The 14,733-nt window shown below is 64.1% G+C and carries 12 protein-coding genes and 1 tRNA gene; 9 read left to right on the forward strand and 4 right to left on the reverse strand.

What is annotated here, in order from left to right; translation table 11 throughout:
• Positions 1-142: 142 nt before the first annotated feature.
• The 7 genes from leuS (at position 143) to AC13FW_RS02580 (ending at position 6,383) form a co-directional block, all read left to right on the forward strand.
• The gene (gene leuS / locus AC13FW_RS02550; protein ID WP_482988102.1) at positions 143-2,785 is read left to right on the forward strand and encodes a leucine--tRNA ligase; all 2,643 of its coding nucleotides are present in this window, start codon (positions 143-145) and stop codon (positions 2,783-2,785) included.
• 91 nt (positions 2,786-2,876) lie between these two features.
• On the forward strand, positions 2,877-3,452 hold the full coding sequence (locus AC13FW_RS02555; protein WP_296245995.1) for an LPS-assembly lipoprotein LptE: 576 nt from the start codon (positions 2,877-2,879) through the stop codon (positions 3,450-3,452).
• Between the two features lie 43 nt (positions 3,453-3,495).
• Positions 3,496-4,539: a DNA polymerase III subunit delta gene (gene holA / locus AC13FW_RS02560; protein WP_482988103.1), complete on the forward strand. Its 1,044-nt coding sequence runs from the start codon at positions 3,496-3,498 to the stop codon at positions 4,537-4,539.
• The gene (gene nadD, locus AC13FW_RS02565; protein WP_482988104.1) at positions 4,540-5,250 is read left to right on the forward strand and encodes a nicotinate-nucleotide adenylyltransferase; all 711 of its coding nucleotides are present in this window, start codon (positions 4,540-4,542) and stop codon (positions 5,248-5,250) included.
• Between the two features lie 60 nt (positions 5,251-5,310).
• Positions 5,311-5,730, forward strand: a complete 420-nt coding sequence (rsfS, locus tag AC13FW_RS02570) for a ribosome silencing factor (RefSeq protein ID WP_282269796.1) — start codon at positions 5,311-5,313, stop codon at positions 5,728-5,730.
• Between the two features lie 81 nt (positions 5,731-5,811).
• Complete coding sequence (rlmH, locus tag AC13FW_RS02575; RefSeq protein WP_296245998.1) at positions 5,812-6,282, forward strand: 23S rRNA (pseudouridine(1915)-N(3))-methyltransferase RlmH; 471 nt, start codon at positions 5,812-5,814, stop codon at positions 6,280-6,282.
• Positions 6,283-6,306: 24 nt separating this feature from the next.
• Positions 6,307-6,383, forward strand: a tRNA-Asn gene (locus tag AC13FW_RS02580).
• Positions 6,384-6,492: 109 nt separating this feature from the next.
• On the opposite strand, the gene AC13FW_RS02585 is transcribed toward AC13FW_RS02580, so the two are convergent.
• The 4 genes from AC13FW_RS02585 to AC13FW_RS02600 form a co-directional block, all read right to left on the reverse strand.
• The gene (locus AC13FW_RS02585; protein WP_296245999.1) at positions 6,493-7,506 is read right to left on the reverse strand and encodes a hypothetical protein; all 1,014 of its coding nucleotides are present in this window, start codon (positions 7,504-7,506) and stop codon (positions 6,493-6,495) included.
• Between the two features lie 221 nt (positions 7,507-7,727).
• Positions 7,728-10,538 (reverse strand): TonB-dependent receptor, encoded by a 2,811-nt coding sequence (locus AC13FW_RS02590; RefSeq protein WP_482988105.1) that lies wholly within the window; start codon positions 10,536-10,538, stop codon positions 7,728-7,730.
• A gap of 184 nt (positions 10,539-10,722) precedes the next feature.
• Entirely contained in the window at positions 10,723-11,385 is a 663-nt protein-coding gene (locus AC13FW_RS02595; protein WP_482988106.1) for an energy transducer TonB, read from the reverse strand.
• A 359-nt stretch (positions 11,386-11,744) separates the two neighbouring features.
• A complete protein-coding gene (locus AC13FW_RS02600; RefSeq protein WP_282269787.1) occupies positions 11,745-12,482 on the reverse strand; it encodes an SIMPL domain-containing protein in 738 nt (245 codons plus the stop codon).
• Positions 12,483-12,613: 131 nt separating this feature from the next.
• Between AC13FW_RS02600 and AC13FW_RS02605 the strand changes: the two genes are divergently transcribed.
• Positions 12,614-13,210, forward strand: a complete 597-nt coding sequence (locus tag AC13FW_RS02605) for a Maf family nucleotide pyrophosphatase (protein ID WP_482988107.1) — start codon at positions 12,614-12,616, stop codon at positions 13,208-13,210.
• Between the two features lie 5 nt (positions 13,211-13,215).
• Positions 13,216-14,706 (forward strand): ribonuclease G, encoded by a 1,491-nt coding sequence (rng, locus tag AC13FW_RS02610; protein ID WP_057627141.1) that lies wholly within the window; start codon positions 13,216-13,218, stop codon positions 14,704-14,706.
• Positions 14,707-14,733 lie beyond the last annotated feature (27 nt).

A 14,733-nucleotide genomic window follows, 5' to 3' on the forward strand; every position in this document is an offset into this window, starting at 1 on the left:
CGGGTTTTGGAAATTGGTGGTTTTTTAAAAGCCCTATATTTCAATGACCTGCATGCCTTGCTGGATGCTGGCCTGTGGCCGGATTGGAGTGCAATGATGCACTGCGGTACCCTTTGCCGCTTTGCCGTTGCCCAGCGTTGACATGTCCAGCGTCGAACCGAATATCTACGATCCCCAGCAGGTTGAAGCCGCCGCCCAGAAGTTCTGGGAGGCCGAGAAAGCATTCGAGGTGAACGAAACCTCGGACAAGCCCAAGTACTACTGCTTGTCGATGCTTCCGTACCCGTCCGGTGCGCTGCACATGGGCCACGTGCGCAACTACACCATTGGCGACGTCATCAGCCGCTACAAGCGCATGACCGGCCATAACGTGCTGCAGCCGATGGGCTGGGATGCGTTCGGTCTTCCGGCCGAAAACGCCGCGATCAAGAACAAGACCGCGCCGGCCAAGTGGACCTACGCCAACATCGGCCACATGCGCAGCCAGCTCAAGTCGCTGGGCTATGCGATCGACTGGTCGCGTGAGTTCGCCACCTGCACGCCGGACTACTACGTCCACGAGCAGCGCATGTTCACCCGCCTGATGCGCAAGGGCCTGGCCTACCGCCGCAACTCGGTGGTGAACTGGGACCCGGTCGACAACACCGTGCTGGCCAATGAGCAGGTCATCGACGGCCGCGGCTGGCGTTCCGGCGCACTGGTCGAGAAGCGCGAGATCCCGCAGTGGTTCCTGCGCATCACCGATTACGCCCAGGAACTGCTGGACGGCCTGGATGAATTGCCGGGCTGGCCGGAATCGGTCAAGACCATGCAGCGCAACTGGATCGGCCGTTCCGAAGGCCTGGAAATCCAGTTCGACGTGCGTGACGTGGATGGCGCCGCGCTGGATCCGCTGCGCGTGTTCACCACCCGCCCGGACACGGTGATGGGCGTGAGCTTTGTCTCCATTGCTGGCGAACACCCGCTGGCCGTGCATGCCGCAAAGAACAACCCACAGCTGGCCGCCATGCTGGCCGAGCTGAAGCAGGGCGGTGTCTCCGAGGCCGAACTGGAAACCCAGGAAAAGCGCGGCATGGACACCGGCCTGAAGGCCATCCATCCGGTCAGTGGCGAGCAGGTGCCGATCTGGGTCGCCAACTTCGTGCTGATGGGCTACGGCACCGGCGCAGTGATGGCCGTTCCGGGCCACGACCAGCGTGATTTCGAGTTCGCTACCAAGTACAAGTTGCCCAAGTTGCAGGTCATCGCGCTGAAGTCGCCGAAGAATGACGACGAACGCAGCTACGACGACAGCCGCTGGCAGGACTGGTACGGCGACAAGACCCGCGAAACCGAGCTGGTCAATTCGGCCGAGTTCGACGGCCTGGATTTCCAGGGCGCGTTCGAGGCATTGGCCGAGCGTTTCGAGCGCAAGGCCCAGGGCCAGCGCCGGGTCAATTACCGCCTGCGCGACTGGGGCGTGAGCCGCCAGCGTTACTGGGGTTGCCCGATCCCGGTGATCTACTGCGACAAGTGTGGCGCGGTGCCGGTGCCGGAAGACCAGCTGCCGGTGATCCTGCCGGAAGACGTGACGCTCAACGGTACGGGTTCGCCGATCAAGGCCGACCTGGAATGGCGCAAGACCACCTGCCCGGACTGCGGCGGCGCGGCCGAGCGCGAGACCGATACCTTCGATACCTTCATGGAGTCGAGCTGGTACTACGCCCGCTACACCTCGCCGGGTGCACGTGAGGCAGTGGACAAGCGCGGCAACTATTGGCTGCCGGTCGACCAGTACATCGGCGGCATCGAGCACGCCATCCTGCACCTGATGTACTTCCGTTTCTTCCACAAGCTGATGCGCGATGCGCGCATGGTGGACAGCAACGAGCCAGCGCAGAACCTGCTGTGCCAGGGCATGGTCATCGCCGAGACCTTCTACCGCCAGAACAGTGACGGTTCCAAGGATTGGTTCAACCCGGCCGACGTGGACACGGTGCGCGACGAGCGCGGCCGTATCACCGGCGCGACCCTGCGTGAAGACGGCCAGCCGGTGGTGATCGGTGGCGTCGAGAAGATGTCCAAGTCCAAGAACAACGGCGTCGACCCGCAGACCATGGTGGCCAAGTATGGCGCTGACACCGTGCGCCTGTTCTCGATGTTCGCTGCGCCGCCGGAACAGTCGCTGGAATGGAACGAGGCCGGCGTCGACGGCATGGCGCGCTTCCTGCGCCGGCTGTGGGCGATGGTGCACAAGCACGTTGCCGACGGCGTTGCGCCGGCGCTGGATGTCGCTGCACTGAGTGCCGAGCAGAAGGCGATCCGCCGCAAGACCCACGAAACCATCGCCAAGGTCAGTGACGACTACGGCCGCCGCCACGCCTTCAATACCGCCATCGCTGCGGTGATGGAACTGCTCAATACCCTGGCCAAGTTCGACGATGCCAGCGCGCAGGGCCGGGCGGTGCGCCAGGAAGCCCTGCAGGCGGCAGTGCTGCTGCTGAACCCGATCACCCCGCATGCCTGTCATGCGATGTGGCAGCTGTTGGGCCACGCGCAGACCCTGCTCGAAGACCAGCCGTTCCCGCAGGTGGACACGGCTGCGCTGGTCAAGGATTCGCTGACCCTGGCGGTGCAGGTCAACGGCAAGCTGCGCGGCACCATCGACGTGGCCGCCGATACCTCGCGCGAGCAGATCGAAACCCTGGCCAAGGACGAGCCGAACACGGCCAAGTTCCTGGTCGGGCTGACGATCCGCAAGGTCATCATCGTGCCGGGCAAGATTGTCAATATCGTTGCGGCGTAAGCCGCAACGGGTATCTCAAGTGCAGTTCACACGGCATCAGGCAGGCTTGCTGCCTGTTGCCGCTCCCGGCCGGCTCCTCCAGACTGTGTGCATGACTCGATACCTGACTGCCCTGATTCTCGCTGCCACCCTCACCGGGTGCGGCTTCCATCTGCGTAACAAGCTCACGCTGCCTGCCGATATGCCAGCGGTGCAGGTGGATTCAGCGGTGCGTTACAGCGAGCTGGTCAAGTTCCTCAACCGCGGCCTGCGCTCCTCTGGCGCCACCGTGGTGGAAGCTGGCGACAGGCCCGCCATGGCCGGCAAGAATCCCGGGGTTGCCCGTTTGCTGGTCCGTTCTGAACGCTGGGGTGACCTGCCCATCGCCATCGACGGCCAGGGCCGTGCCCAGGAATACAGCCTGCGCTACGCGGTGGTGTTCTCGTTCCTGAGCCCGGATGGCACCGCGATCGTGCCGGAACAGGCCGTGGAACTGTCGCGCGATTATGTGTCGCCGCCGCGGGACGTCACCGGCACCACCACCGAGCGCGAGATCCTCGCCGATGAGCTGCGCCGTGAAATGTCGGCTTCCATCCTGCGTCGCATCGACAGTGTGGTCCGCGCCGATGTGGAGAAGGCCCAGCAAGCGCCAAAGCCTGCGGAGGGCGCAGCGGGTGAGGTGCGCTGAGTTGCTGCGTTCTTGTGGCAAGCAGACGCATCAGGGCTGAGCAATGGAGCTGCGACCGGAACAGCTGGCCAGCCAGGTAGCTTCCCAGCCTTTGGCGCCGGCGTACCTGATCGCCGGCCCCGAGCTGTTGCGGGTAATCGAGGCCGCCGATGCGGTGCGCGCCAAGGCGCGTGCCGATGGCATTGGCGAGCGCGAAGTATTTGATGCCGATGGTCGTGATTTTGACTGGGGCCAGTTGGCCTCCAGTTTCAACGCGCCCAGTCTGTTCAGCGCGCGTCGTCTGGTGGAAGTGCGCTTGCCCAACGGCAAGCCGGGCAAGGACGGGGCCGAGGTCATCAGCGACTTCTGCGCACGGCCTGCGCCGGATGTGGTGCTGCTGATCACTGCCGGTGAGTGGAGCAAGGCGCACCAGGGCAAATGGGCCGAGGCCGTCAACAAGGTTGGCGTGCTGTCGGTGGCCTGGGCGATCAAGCCACACGAGCTGGCGGATTGGATCGAACGGCGCCTGCGCAGCAAGGGCCTGCGTGCTGATCCCGCCGCCGTGCAGCGCTTGAGCGAACGCGTTGAAGGCAATCTTCTCGCTGCCGCGCAGGAGATCGACAAGCTGGCGTTGCTGGCCGATGGCCAGCCGCTGGATGTTGCCAGGATGGAGTCGCTGGTTGCCGATGCCGCGCGCTACGACGTCTTCAGGTTGAGTGAGGCGGCATTCTCCGGGCAGGCGCAGGCTGTGCTGCGGATGGTCGCCGGCTTGCGCGCCGAGGGTGAGGCAGTGGCTGCATTGATGCCGATCCTGATCCGCGAACTACTGATCACCGCCGGGCTGGCCCGGGTGCAGGCCAGTGGCGGCAACCTGGCTGCGGAAATGAAATCCAAGGGCATCTGGGAATCGCGCCAGGCGCCGTTCAAGCGCGCCCTGCAGCGACACCCCGATCCCCGCCGCTGGGAGCGCTTTGTCGCCGAGGCCTCGCAGGTCGACCGCATGGCCAAGGGGCGCGCAGAAGGCGATCCCTGGCTTGCGCTGGAACGGCTGCTGGTTGCGCTGGCTGAAGCCCGCGCAGTGCGCCTGCTTGTCCGTGGCGTGCGCTGAATGAGTACTGCCGGGCTGTCGCCGGCAAACATTGCCGTAGATGGCGGCCTGTGGCTGCTTTACGGCGGCACCTTCGATCCGGTTCATAACGGCCATCTGGCCATCGCGCGCTGCGCTGCAGCCGAGCTGCAGGTGCCGGTGCACCTGATGCCGGCCGCCGATCCGCCGCACCGTGCGCCGCCTGGTGCCAATGCCACCCAGCGTGCGCACATGCTGGCACTGGCGGTTGCCGACGAGCCCAACCTGCTGTTGGATACCCGCGAACTGCAGCGTGCCCAGCAGCAGCCCGGCGTGCCGTCATGGACCGTGGACACCCTGCGTGACATCCGCTTGCAGATCGGCCCGCAGCGCCCTTTGGCCATGCTGATGGGCGCTGACAGCCTGCTCGGCCTGCCAAGCTGGCACCAATGGGAGCATCTGCTCGATCTTGCGCATATCGTGGTGGCTGAACGCCCAGGCAGTGGCCTGGATGGCGATCTGCCAGCGGAACTTGCGCAACGACTGAAAGGCGCCTGGGTCAGTTCGTCCGAAAGCCTGACCGCCAGTCCGGCAGGAGCCGTCTGGCGGCTGCGCCAGCCGCTGCATGCCGAGTCGGCCACCGAGGTACGGGCCGCCATTGCCAGTGGTGGGCCATGGCGGGATCTGTTGCCTTCGGCGGTGGCCGGGTACATCCTTGCGCAAGGCCTGTACGGCAGTGCCGCGCCGGTGTGAATGCCGGCAGCGGGCATGTTCTCTATAATCGTCCCCCTTAATTCATCGAGTTCTGCTGCTTTGACCACCGAAGCCCAAGTCATCAAGACCCAAATGCCCAGCCCGGCACCCTCCGTACCGGCCCTGCTGGCGTCCGTTCACTCCGCCCTTGAGGAGATCAAGGCCCGGGATGCCGTCGAGCTCGATGTGCGTGGCAAGTCCAGCGTGGCTGATTACATGGTGGTGGTCTCCGGTACCTCTACCCGCCACGTCAAGTCGATTGGCGAGGAAGTCGTGCGTTTCGCCAAGAACCTGGGCGTGATGCCGCTGGGTGTGGAAGGTGAGCGCGAAGCCGAGTGGGTCCTGGTCGACCTGGGTGACGTCATCGTCCACGTCATGCTGCCGCGCGTGCGCGAGCTGTACGCGCTGGAGCGTCTGTGGACCGTCGGCGACCAGCCGCGCTCGGCCTACGACGACGAAGACGAGCAGGATGCTGGCTGAGCCTGACGGCCACAGCTTCTGTTGCTGTGACGGCGCCGCAGGGCGCCGTCTTCGTTTGTGCAGGTTGATAGGAGGGGACGCATGAAAGCCAGATTGATCGCCACCGGTGAACGCGCGCCGCCCTGGGTGGCGCAGGGCTTTGCCGAGTACCAGAAGCGCCTGTCGCATTGGTTGCCGCTGGAGCTGGTCGAAATCGAACCGGGCCTGCGCGGCAAGGGCCGCGATCCCAAGCGCGCGATCGAGGACGAGGGCAAGCGGGTATTGGCCGCGCTGCCCAAGAATCCCTACGTGGTGGCGCTGGACGTACCAGGTCGCCAGCTCAGCTCCGAGCAGTTGGCGCAGCGGTTGGAACACTGGCGCACGCAGGGGCGCGATCTGGCGTTCCTGATTGGTGGCCCGGAAGGCCACGCAGCGGAAGTGTCCGCGGTGGCCGACGAGAAGTGGTCGATAGGCCCGCTGACCTTGCCGCATATGCTGGTTCGGCTGGTCGTGGCCGAGCAGTTGTATCGCGCAGCAGCGATGTTGGCCAATCACCCCTACCATCGCGCGTGATTAACGTATAGAATGCGCCTCCCCGCCCGAATAGCTCAGCCGGTTAGAGCACTTGACTGTTAATCAGGGGGTCGTTGGTTCGAGTCCAACTTCGGGCGCCAAGATTTGATTGAAGACCCGCATCGCGAGATGCGGGTCTTTTTTTGTCGGCGATTGGCCAATCCAAGGTGGATATCGCGGCTTTTGGGTGCGGTGACTGCCCACTGTGACCTAAGTGCTGGCGCCTGCTTCTGACAGCCTTGCCATCGCAAAACGCCCGCGTGCAGCAAGATGGGGTGATCGGTCCGATGCCAGTGTTGCGGCGAGCACAGCTGCCTGCGTGCCAACGGCGGCAGGCTGTTTGATCAGCATCTCCGCGGCAATGCGGCGGACGCTGGGTGAGGCATCGCGCAGCGCCGCCTCCAGCAGTTCCTGCAAGGGATAGGTCACTTCCAACCGGCGTTCGCCGGTCACCGGTTCGAATTTGCCTTTGCACCACTTCAGGTCAGTCCAGGTCCAGGTGCGGCCTGCAACCCAGGTTGCGCGTCCCTCCATCAGGAAGCGGAACGATCTGGCCCGCACTGCGGGTTGAATTGCGTTGTGGGCGACGGTTTTCAGCCATGTGTCGATGAGGGGCGTGCGTGTGACCTGTACCAGGATCGACGTGACAGGTCCGGCGGGAGCATCAAGGATTCGTTCGAGCAGGCCGCGGGAAACCGACTCCGATGCGGTCAGTTCTTCGAGGGTTTTCCGTTCGGCGGCGCCGAACCTGCCCCATGAGTCCAGGGTGGGCAGCACGGCCCATAGCGCCTGTGCGACGTCCTGCGGTGCTGATGCGGCTGCGATTCGAGGGAGATGTTCGCGTGCGGCGGCGCGTACTTCGGGGACCCAGTCGTTCAGTCGACGCAGTGCCAGGGCCAGAAAAAGTGCGCTGGGTGCTGCTTGCAGGCAACGTAACGTCCGTTCACGCACATAACCATCGGCGTTGCATAGATCCAACCAGGTCAGGTGCCGCTGCGTGCGCGTGCGCGTCCGTGGCCGCCACCACGTGCGTGTTTGCTGCGCATTCTGCCCAAGCTCATGACGAACCTGTTTTTCCAGTGCATCCAGGCTGCTCAATGGCATGGAGGTCGACGCCTGCGCTACGGGGGCGAAGGCTTGTTCGGTTGCTGTCGCATTCGATGCAACAAGAAAATGCCTGGCCGCCTGCAGGAACGCCGCATTGGATGGTGGTGGCGAAGGCATCAGTCGCTACTGCTCGGTGTGGAAGCGGCAGTTTGCCATCATCCGCAGCAGCGTTGCGGTGGTACAGCTTTCAAGGCATGGCTGGGCGTGCTGATCGTTGAAACAGGAACGGTTGCCGGCTCTTCCGTGCGCAGCGGGCAAAGAAAAGCCGCGAATGATCGCGGCTTTTCCTTGGTACGGTCCAAGTTGCCCCGGCGCGGTTCACGCCGGGGCGGCGTACATCAATTGAACGTGTACTTGGCGCCAATCGTGTAGTAACGGCCAACGGCACCGCTGTAATGCAGCGGGTTGTAGTTGACCGCGCCGTAGGTCAGCGGGTCCAGCGGTGCGATGCGATCGGTGAGGTTCTGTACCGAGCCGAAGATCTCGAACGCATCGGTGGCGCGCCAGCGACCGGACAGGTCGATGGTGTAGAACGAACGCAGCTTGCAGCCACGTGGTGCATCGGAGCCATCGGTGAAGTGATTGGCGCAGCTGTCACCTTCAAAGGCGACGTTGTCCATGCTGCCGATGTAGTTGGCGATGCTGCTGATGCTGAAGCGGTCCATGTCCCAGGTCAGGCCGAAGTTGAGGCGGTCTTTCGGGGTACCGATGCAGTTGGTGACATCGCAATTGCCGTGCGTGCCTGCGTACTGGTACACGGTGCCAGTGCCGTCATCGCGCTCGAACGAATTGATGCGGGTCCACTGCAGATCCATCAGCAGCTTGCCGTAGTTGCCCAGCGCCACCCGCTGGCGGATGTCGAAGTCGAAACCGCGGATGGTGGTTGAGGCGGAGTTGATGTAGTCCACGCTTACCGCCAGCAGGCTGCCGCTGTTGGGAATGCCGGCGAGGTCATTGTCCGAGCGGATACCGCGGCCAGCGGCCAGGGCCAGGTCGGTATCGCCCTGGTTGATCTCGTTGGTGCGTTTGATCTGCCAGGCGTCGAAGGTCATCGTCGTGCTGGAGGTCGGGTCCAGTACCAGTCCGACGGTATAGCTCTTCGACTTCTCTGGTTTCAGGTCGGGATTGGCCGAGGTGATGATGGCGAGGCTGACCGCGCAATCCGCCGCGGTGGCTCCAGGTGCAGGGGTGCCGCCCGGGCAGCGTACCGGATCGCGCGCTGTGCTGAAGGCGGCCAGGCCGCCATCACCGGCTTCAGCCGGGCCGGGCGCACGGAAGCCTTCGGCGTAGGTGGCACGCAGGGCGATCCATTCCGCAGGCGTCCATTTCAAACCAACTTTCGGCGTGGTGGCGGTTTCGCCGCCCTTGTATTTGTCGACGCGAAGGGCGCCGGACAGTTCCAGCGAGTCCAGTACCGGGGCGACCATTTCCGTATAGAGCACGCCAACTTCCTGAGTGCCCTTGTAGGCCGAATAGCCGAGGCCGATGATGTCGCCCAGGTCGGTGTAGCTCTGCGGGTCGAGGTTGGCTTTCTGGCGGCGGTACTCGGCGCCGATTGCAAAGCCCAGCGGGCCGCCGGCCAGATCGGCGAGGCTGCGCGAGGCCTTGAAGTCGATCATGTCCAGCGTGGTGGAGGCGTTGGCGTGGATGGTTGGCGAAATGTAGTCGTAAAGCGCCTGCGAGTTCTGTCCGGCGTTGGCGCCGATACGCCACCAGCCCACTGGACTGTTCGGGTCGGTCAGCGCGGTACGCACATGGCTGTAACGCAGGAAACCTGTGCGCTCGTTGACCAGCTGGGTTGCTGAGTGCAGGTAGGCGGTATCGATATCCCAGTCAGCAGCAGTGCCCTTCACGCCAACTAGGAAGCGGGTGAACTCATTGGTGTTGGTGGTGACGCGCGGGCCAACATCAAAGGCGGCGTAGCGCAGGCGCGCGTCGACGCCCAAGGGGTTGTCGGGGTGGTCAGCGCCCAGCACCGTGGCGCCGGGGCCGCTGCTGGCATTGACCGGGCCACCCGGGTAGCCCCAAGAGCCGGAGACGCCGCTGGGGGTGTTGTAGAACACGTTCTTCTTCTTCGAGTAGCCGAACTCGCCATACATCTCGAAGTTGTCCGACAGCACGAAGGTGCCGCGTGCGAACAGGTTGCCGAACTCTTCGCTCGGGCTCAGGCTGCGGAAGTCCTGGGTCTGCCACAGGCAACCACCGCCGGCATCGGCGGGGCTGATACTGGAGAACTGCGAGCAGCCAGGTAATGACTGATAGAGGCCGGTTGCCGGGTCGCGGATGCTGCCGACTGGCGAATTGCCGGCGACGGTACCGTTGGAGGTGATGGCACCGTTGAGCGGGAAGAACTGGCCACCAGCAACACGATCAAAACCATACGGGCTCAGGTCGCCATTGCCGATCCACTTGCGGTTGCGGCGGTCGGAGATGCGGATGTCGTCGGTCTTGCTGAGGTCGATGCTGACGAAGGCGTTGAAGCCATCGGTATCCAGGTCGCCCACGCCGGCGGTCAGTGATGCCTTGCGCGCGTTGCCATCACTGTCGCCAGAAGTGCCGTAGGAGGCCTTGAGCATGGCGCCGGTGAAGTCGCGGCGCAGGATGATGTTGACTACGCCGGCGATGGCGTCGGAACCGTAGATGGCGGAGGCACCATCCTTCAGTACTTCCACGCGCTCGACCGCATCCATCGGGATGACGCTGAGATCGGTGAACACCTTCTGGCCGTCATCGGCCAGACCGTAAGGCGCCATGCGCCTACCGTTGAGCAGGACCAGTGTTGAAGCTGCACCGAGGCCGCGCAGCGAAATGCCGGAACCGCCCCCGGCGAAGCCGGTGCCGAAGCTCTTGGGGATGGAGCCGGCGCCGTCGCTGGTCAGGGTCTGCAGGTATTCGGCGATGGTGGCCTTGCCGGTACGGTCGATTTCCTGCCGGGTGATGACTTGCACCGGCGAGGCGGTTTCGGTGGTTGCGCGTGGGATGTTGGAGCCGGTGACAGTGACCCGGTCCAGGTTGGTGGCCTGTTGTTCCTGTGCCATGGCCAGCGGTGCGCCCGCTGCCAAAGTCAGTGGAACGAGAAGCAGGAGGGTAAGGTTTCCAGTGATTGCGTCGCTAAGACGATTGCTGCGCGGGTAGGTCAGATGTTTCACAGTCTCTCTCCTGGGAACAGCGGCAAGAAGGCCGCCAACACGCGGCCAAAGAACATCGACGGCCGCGAATCTAGGTTTTCCATGGGTGACGAGGCAGTGAAATAAGCGTTAATAGCCGAGGCCGGATTTGAAGCTCTTACGGCAGCGTTTAGAAAACGCTGCCGTAAGCGGGCATCAGCCCTGTTCAGCCGAGTTTGAAGTCGACTGGAATCAGGCCATACGCCTGCACCGGTCGACCGCCATCGGTCGCCGGTTGGAACTTCCAGCGACGCAATACCTGGTTGCGCGCGGCGGTGTCGAGGCTGCGGTTGCCGCTGCTGTGTTCGACGCTGACTTCCTGCGGCGAACCATCCACGTCCACCAGTACCCGCAACGTTACCGTGCCCTGTGCACCGGCGAGCAGGGCATCACGCGGATAGCCCGGCGCTGGAGCATTGAGGTAACGCAGCTGCACGCCTTGCAGCGGTGTGGAGGGGCCGATTGGATCGATGGACGAGGTGGTGTCGACGGCAGGTGCAACATCCACCGGTGCGGTGACGACTGCCTCGGTTGCGAAGATCGGCATCGGCGCATTGTCCACCGGTGCGGCCAGTGCCGGTTGCCGCGGCGGTGACGGGGTGCTGGTCACTGGTACATCGATTGGTGGTGTGGGTGGATTGGGGACGATGGGTTTGGCGTCGGGGACCAGCCAACGTTCACGCACCGCTTCGTTGTGAATCGGTACCTGTGACAGTGGAATCAACAGCAAGCCCAGGGCAAATGCGTGCAGGGCCAGTGCCGTGCTGTAGGCAAGGATGCGCGAGGGTTCTACGTGCAGGGACGGACTGCGTTGTTGCGTGCGGACCATGTACCACCTCCATGCGTGGGCGTGTGACAGAGAACAACGCGCGATGACACGGGACGGGGTTGCTCGACTGCGTCCCGTAACTGCAGTGCGCCCTTTATTCAGGCATTCGGCAAGCGGGGTGCTTGTTTCTGGTCAGCTGGCGGACAGCTTGAGGGGAAGCAAAGGCCGGCTCTTGTGCGAGCGGCGTAAGCCGCGAAACAGACTCATCATCAGATAGTGCAGCTGCCAAGGTTTTCTGCAACGGGAGCTTCGCGGCTTACACCGCTCCCACAAACAGAAGCCAGCCACGCCACCAATGTGAGCGACCAAAACAAGAACGGCGCCCGTAGGCGCCGTTCCGATTGCGGTGGCCGCGTTGCTCAGCGGCCCAGTTCGAACACCACGTCCAGGTTGACCGAGACGGTGGTTTCGCCCGGCGACACCGCGGTATCCATTTCCATCTTGTTGGCGCGGCCGGCGGCCATGGCCATCATCGGCATCGGCCGGAAGCCGCCCTGGCTGCCTTCGGAAATGCTGACGATGCGGCGCACGCGCAGGCCCAGCGACTTGGCATAGGTTTCGGCGCGGGCCTGGGCCTTCTTCAGCGCGGCCAGACGGGCCTCGTCATAGACCGGTTCCGGCTGGTCGATCTCGAAGCTGGGGCCGTTGATCTGGTTTGCCCCCTGTGCAGCCAGGCTGTCCAGTACCTTGCCCAGCTTGCTGATGTCGCGCACCTTCAGGCTGACGGTGTTGCTGGCCTGGTAGCCGGTGATCTTCGGCGCTTCGTTCTCGGCGTAGCGGTACTGCGGGCTGAGGTTGATGCCGCTGGTCTGGATGTCGCGCTCGGCAATGCCGGCAGCCTTGATCGCGGCCATCACCTTGTCCATCTGCACGGCGTTGTCGCGCATGGCGGCGTTGCCATCGGCGGCCTGGGTGACCACCCCGGCAGACAGCGTGGCCACATCCGGCACGCGGTGGGCTTCGGCCTGGGCGGAGACGTTCAACAAGGTCGCGTCGCTGGCAACCACGGCCGGGACGGTTTGGGCATTGGCGGTCATCGAGACTCCAAGAGCGAGAGACAGGGACAGCAGCAGTGGGGCGAGGGCAGTACGGCGCATGGTGATCCTCCTTGGCTGGATCGTGAAAATGAACACAAGGCGATGAACGGGTGGTGAGCCATGATGGGGTCACCGTCACTTTGCCAGCAATGCTCATCATTCAGGTTGCTGGCGCAGGTTATGCTTTCACGATGCTTTATCTCGCCTCCCGCTCCCCCCGTCGCAACGAACTGCTGTCCCGCCTTGATCTGCCCTTCCGCGCCCTCGATCTGGAGGTGCCGGAGCAGCGTGCGCCGGGCGAGGCGGCCGAGGCATATGTGCGCCGGGTTGCGCTGGACAAGGCCCGGGCAGGGCTGGCGCTGGTCGCTGACGACCCGCAGGCGGTGGTGCTGGGCTCCGATACCGAGGTTGTGCTGGATGACCGGGTCTATGGCAAGCCGGCCGATGCCGACGATGCGGCAGCCATGCTGGCCTCGCTGGCCGGGCGCACGCACCGGGTGATCACCGTGGTGGCCCTGGCTGCGGCCGGGCGGCATGCGTTGGAGACGGTGGTCTCGGAAGTGAGCTTCGCGCCGATGAGTGCAGAGCAGATCCAGGCCTACGTCGCCACCGGCGAGCCGATGGGCAAGGCTGGCGGTTACGCCATCCAGGGTGGGGCGGAGCGTTTCATCAGTCATCTGGCCGGCAGCTACTCCGGGGTGATGGGGCTGCCGTTGCAACAGACCGCCGCGCTGCTGGCGGCATTTGCCGCAGGCGCGGGCGACGATTCCATGGACAAGGGGGAATGAAGGACGTGTCTGAAGAAATCCTGGTCAACGTCACCCCGCGCGAAACCCGCGTGGCAGTGATTGAAAACGGCATGCTGCAGGAGCTGCACATCGAGCGCGGTTGGCGCCGTGGTGTGGTCGGCAATATCTACAAGGGCAAGGTGCAGCGGGTGATGCCGGGCATGCAGGCGGCCTTCGTCGAGGTCGGCCTGGACCGTGCTGCGTTCCTGCACGCCAACGACGTCGTTCGTCCCGCACCGGTAGCTGCCGATACCGACGAAACCGCGCCCAGCCTGCCGCTGCCCTCCTCGGTGCCGATCGTGGAGTTGCTGCGCGATGGCCAGGACGTGGTGGTGCAGGTAGTGAAGGACCCGATCAGCACCAAGGGCGCGCGCCTGACCACGCAGATCAGCATTCCCTCGCGTTACCTGGTGCTGCTGCCGCAGTCCAAGATGGTCGGGGTTTCGGCCCGCATCGAGGATGAGGGCGAGCGCGCCCGCTTGAAGTCGCTGGTCACCGAGATCTCGGCCCAGCATGGTGGCTATGGCTACATCGTGCGCACCAATGCCGAAGGCCAGCCGGCCGAGGCCCTGGCCGAGGACATCTCTTACCTGTCACGGGTCTGGGCGGTGGTGGAACGGCGTGGTCGCGAAGCGCCGCCGTGCAGCATCATCTATGAAGACCTGAGCCTGCCATTGCGCTCGGTACGCGACCTGATCCGCAAGGACGTGGACAAGGTCAAGGTCGACTCCAAGGAAACCTTCGGCCAGCTGCAGGCCTTCGTCGCCAAGTACATGCCGGTGCTGGGCGAGAAGCTGGAGTTGTATACGGGCGACCGTCCGATCTTCGACATGTTCGGGGTCGAGGATGAAATCGTCCGCGCCCTGAACAAGCAGGTGCCGCTCAAGTCCGGTGGCTATCTGGTCATCGACCAGACCGAGGCGATGACCACCATCGACGTCAATACCGGTTCCTTCGTCGGCCAGCGCAACCTGGAAGAGACCGTGTTCCGCACCAACCTGGAGGCGGCGCAGACGGTGGCGCGGCAGCTGCGGCTGCGCAATCTCGGCGGCATCATCATCATCGACTTCATCGACATGGATGACGCCGAGCATCGCCGCCAGGTGCTGCGCACGCTGGAGAAAGCGCTTGCCCGCGACCATGCCAAGACCACGGTGTACGACTTCTCGCCGTTGGGTCTGGTCGAAATGACCCGCAAGCGCACCGTCGAGAGCCTGGAGCGCCAGCTGTCGGAAACCTGCCCCCAGTGCAGCGGCCGCGGCAGCATCAAGACCGCTGAAACCGTGACGTACGAGATCTTCCGCGAGATCACCCGTGCCGTGCGCCAGTTCGAAGCCGCGCGCCTGCTGGTGATTGCCTCGAGCAAGGTGGTCGCGCGTATCACTGACGAAGAATCTGCGGCGGTGGCCGAGCTTGAGGAATTCCTCGGCAAGAGCATCCGCTTCCAGGCCGATGACCAATACCTGCAGGAGCAGTTCGATGTGGTGCTGCTCTGAGCCAGCTCACTTCGTCGCACGGAAGCA

Source organism: Stenotrophomonas sp. 21LCFQ19 (assembly GCF_056861425.1).

Excerpts from the sequence above, each read along its gene's own strand:
- AC13FW_RS02555 (WP_296245995.1), top strand. The coding sequence starts at position 2,877 with ATGACTCGATACCTGACTGCCCTGATTCTCGCTGCCACCCTCACCGGG.
- AC13FW_RS02600 (WP_282269787.1), bottom strand. The coding sequence starts at position 12,482 with ATGCGCCGTACTGCCCTCGCCCCACTGCTGCTGTCCCTGTCTCTCGCT.
- rlmH (WP_296245998.1), top strand. The coding sequence starts at position 5,812 with ATGAAAGCCAGATTGATCGCCACCGGTGAACGCGCGCCGCCCTGGGTG.
- nadD (WP_482988104.1), top strand. The coding sequence starts at position 4,540 with ATGAGTACTGCCGGGCTGTCGCCGGCAAACATTGCCGTAGATGGCGGC.
- holA (WP_482988103.1), top strand. The coding sequence starts at position 3,496 with ATGGAGCTGCGACCGGAACAGCTGGCCAGCCAGGTAGCTTCCCAGCCT.
- AC13FW_RS02595 (WP_482988106.1), bottom strand. The coding sequence starts at position 11,385 with ATGGTCCGCACGCAACAACGCAGTCCGTCCCTGCACGTAGAACCCTCG.
- AC13FW_RS02605 (WP_482988107.1), top strand. The coding sequence starts at position 12,614 with ATGCTTTATCTCGCCTCCCGCTCCCCCCGTCGCAACGAACTGCTGTCC.
- leuS (WP_482988102.1), top strand. The coding sequence starts at position 143 with ATGTCCAGCGTCGAACCGAATATCTACGATCCCCAGCAGGTTGAAGCC.
- AC13FW_RS02585 (WP_296245999.1), bottom strand. The coding sequence starts at position 7,506 with ATGCCTTCGCCACCACCATCCAATGCGGCGTTCCTGCAGGCGGCCAGG.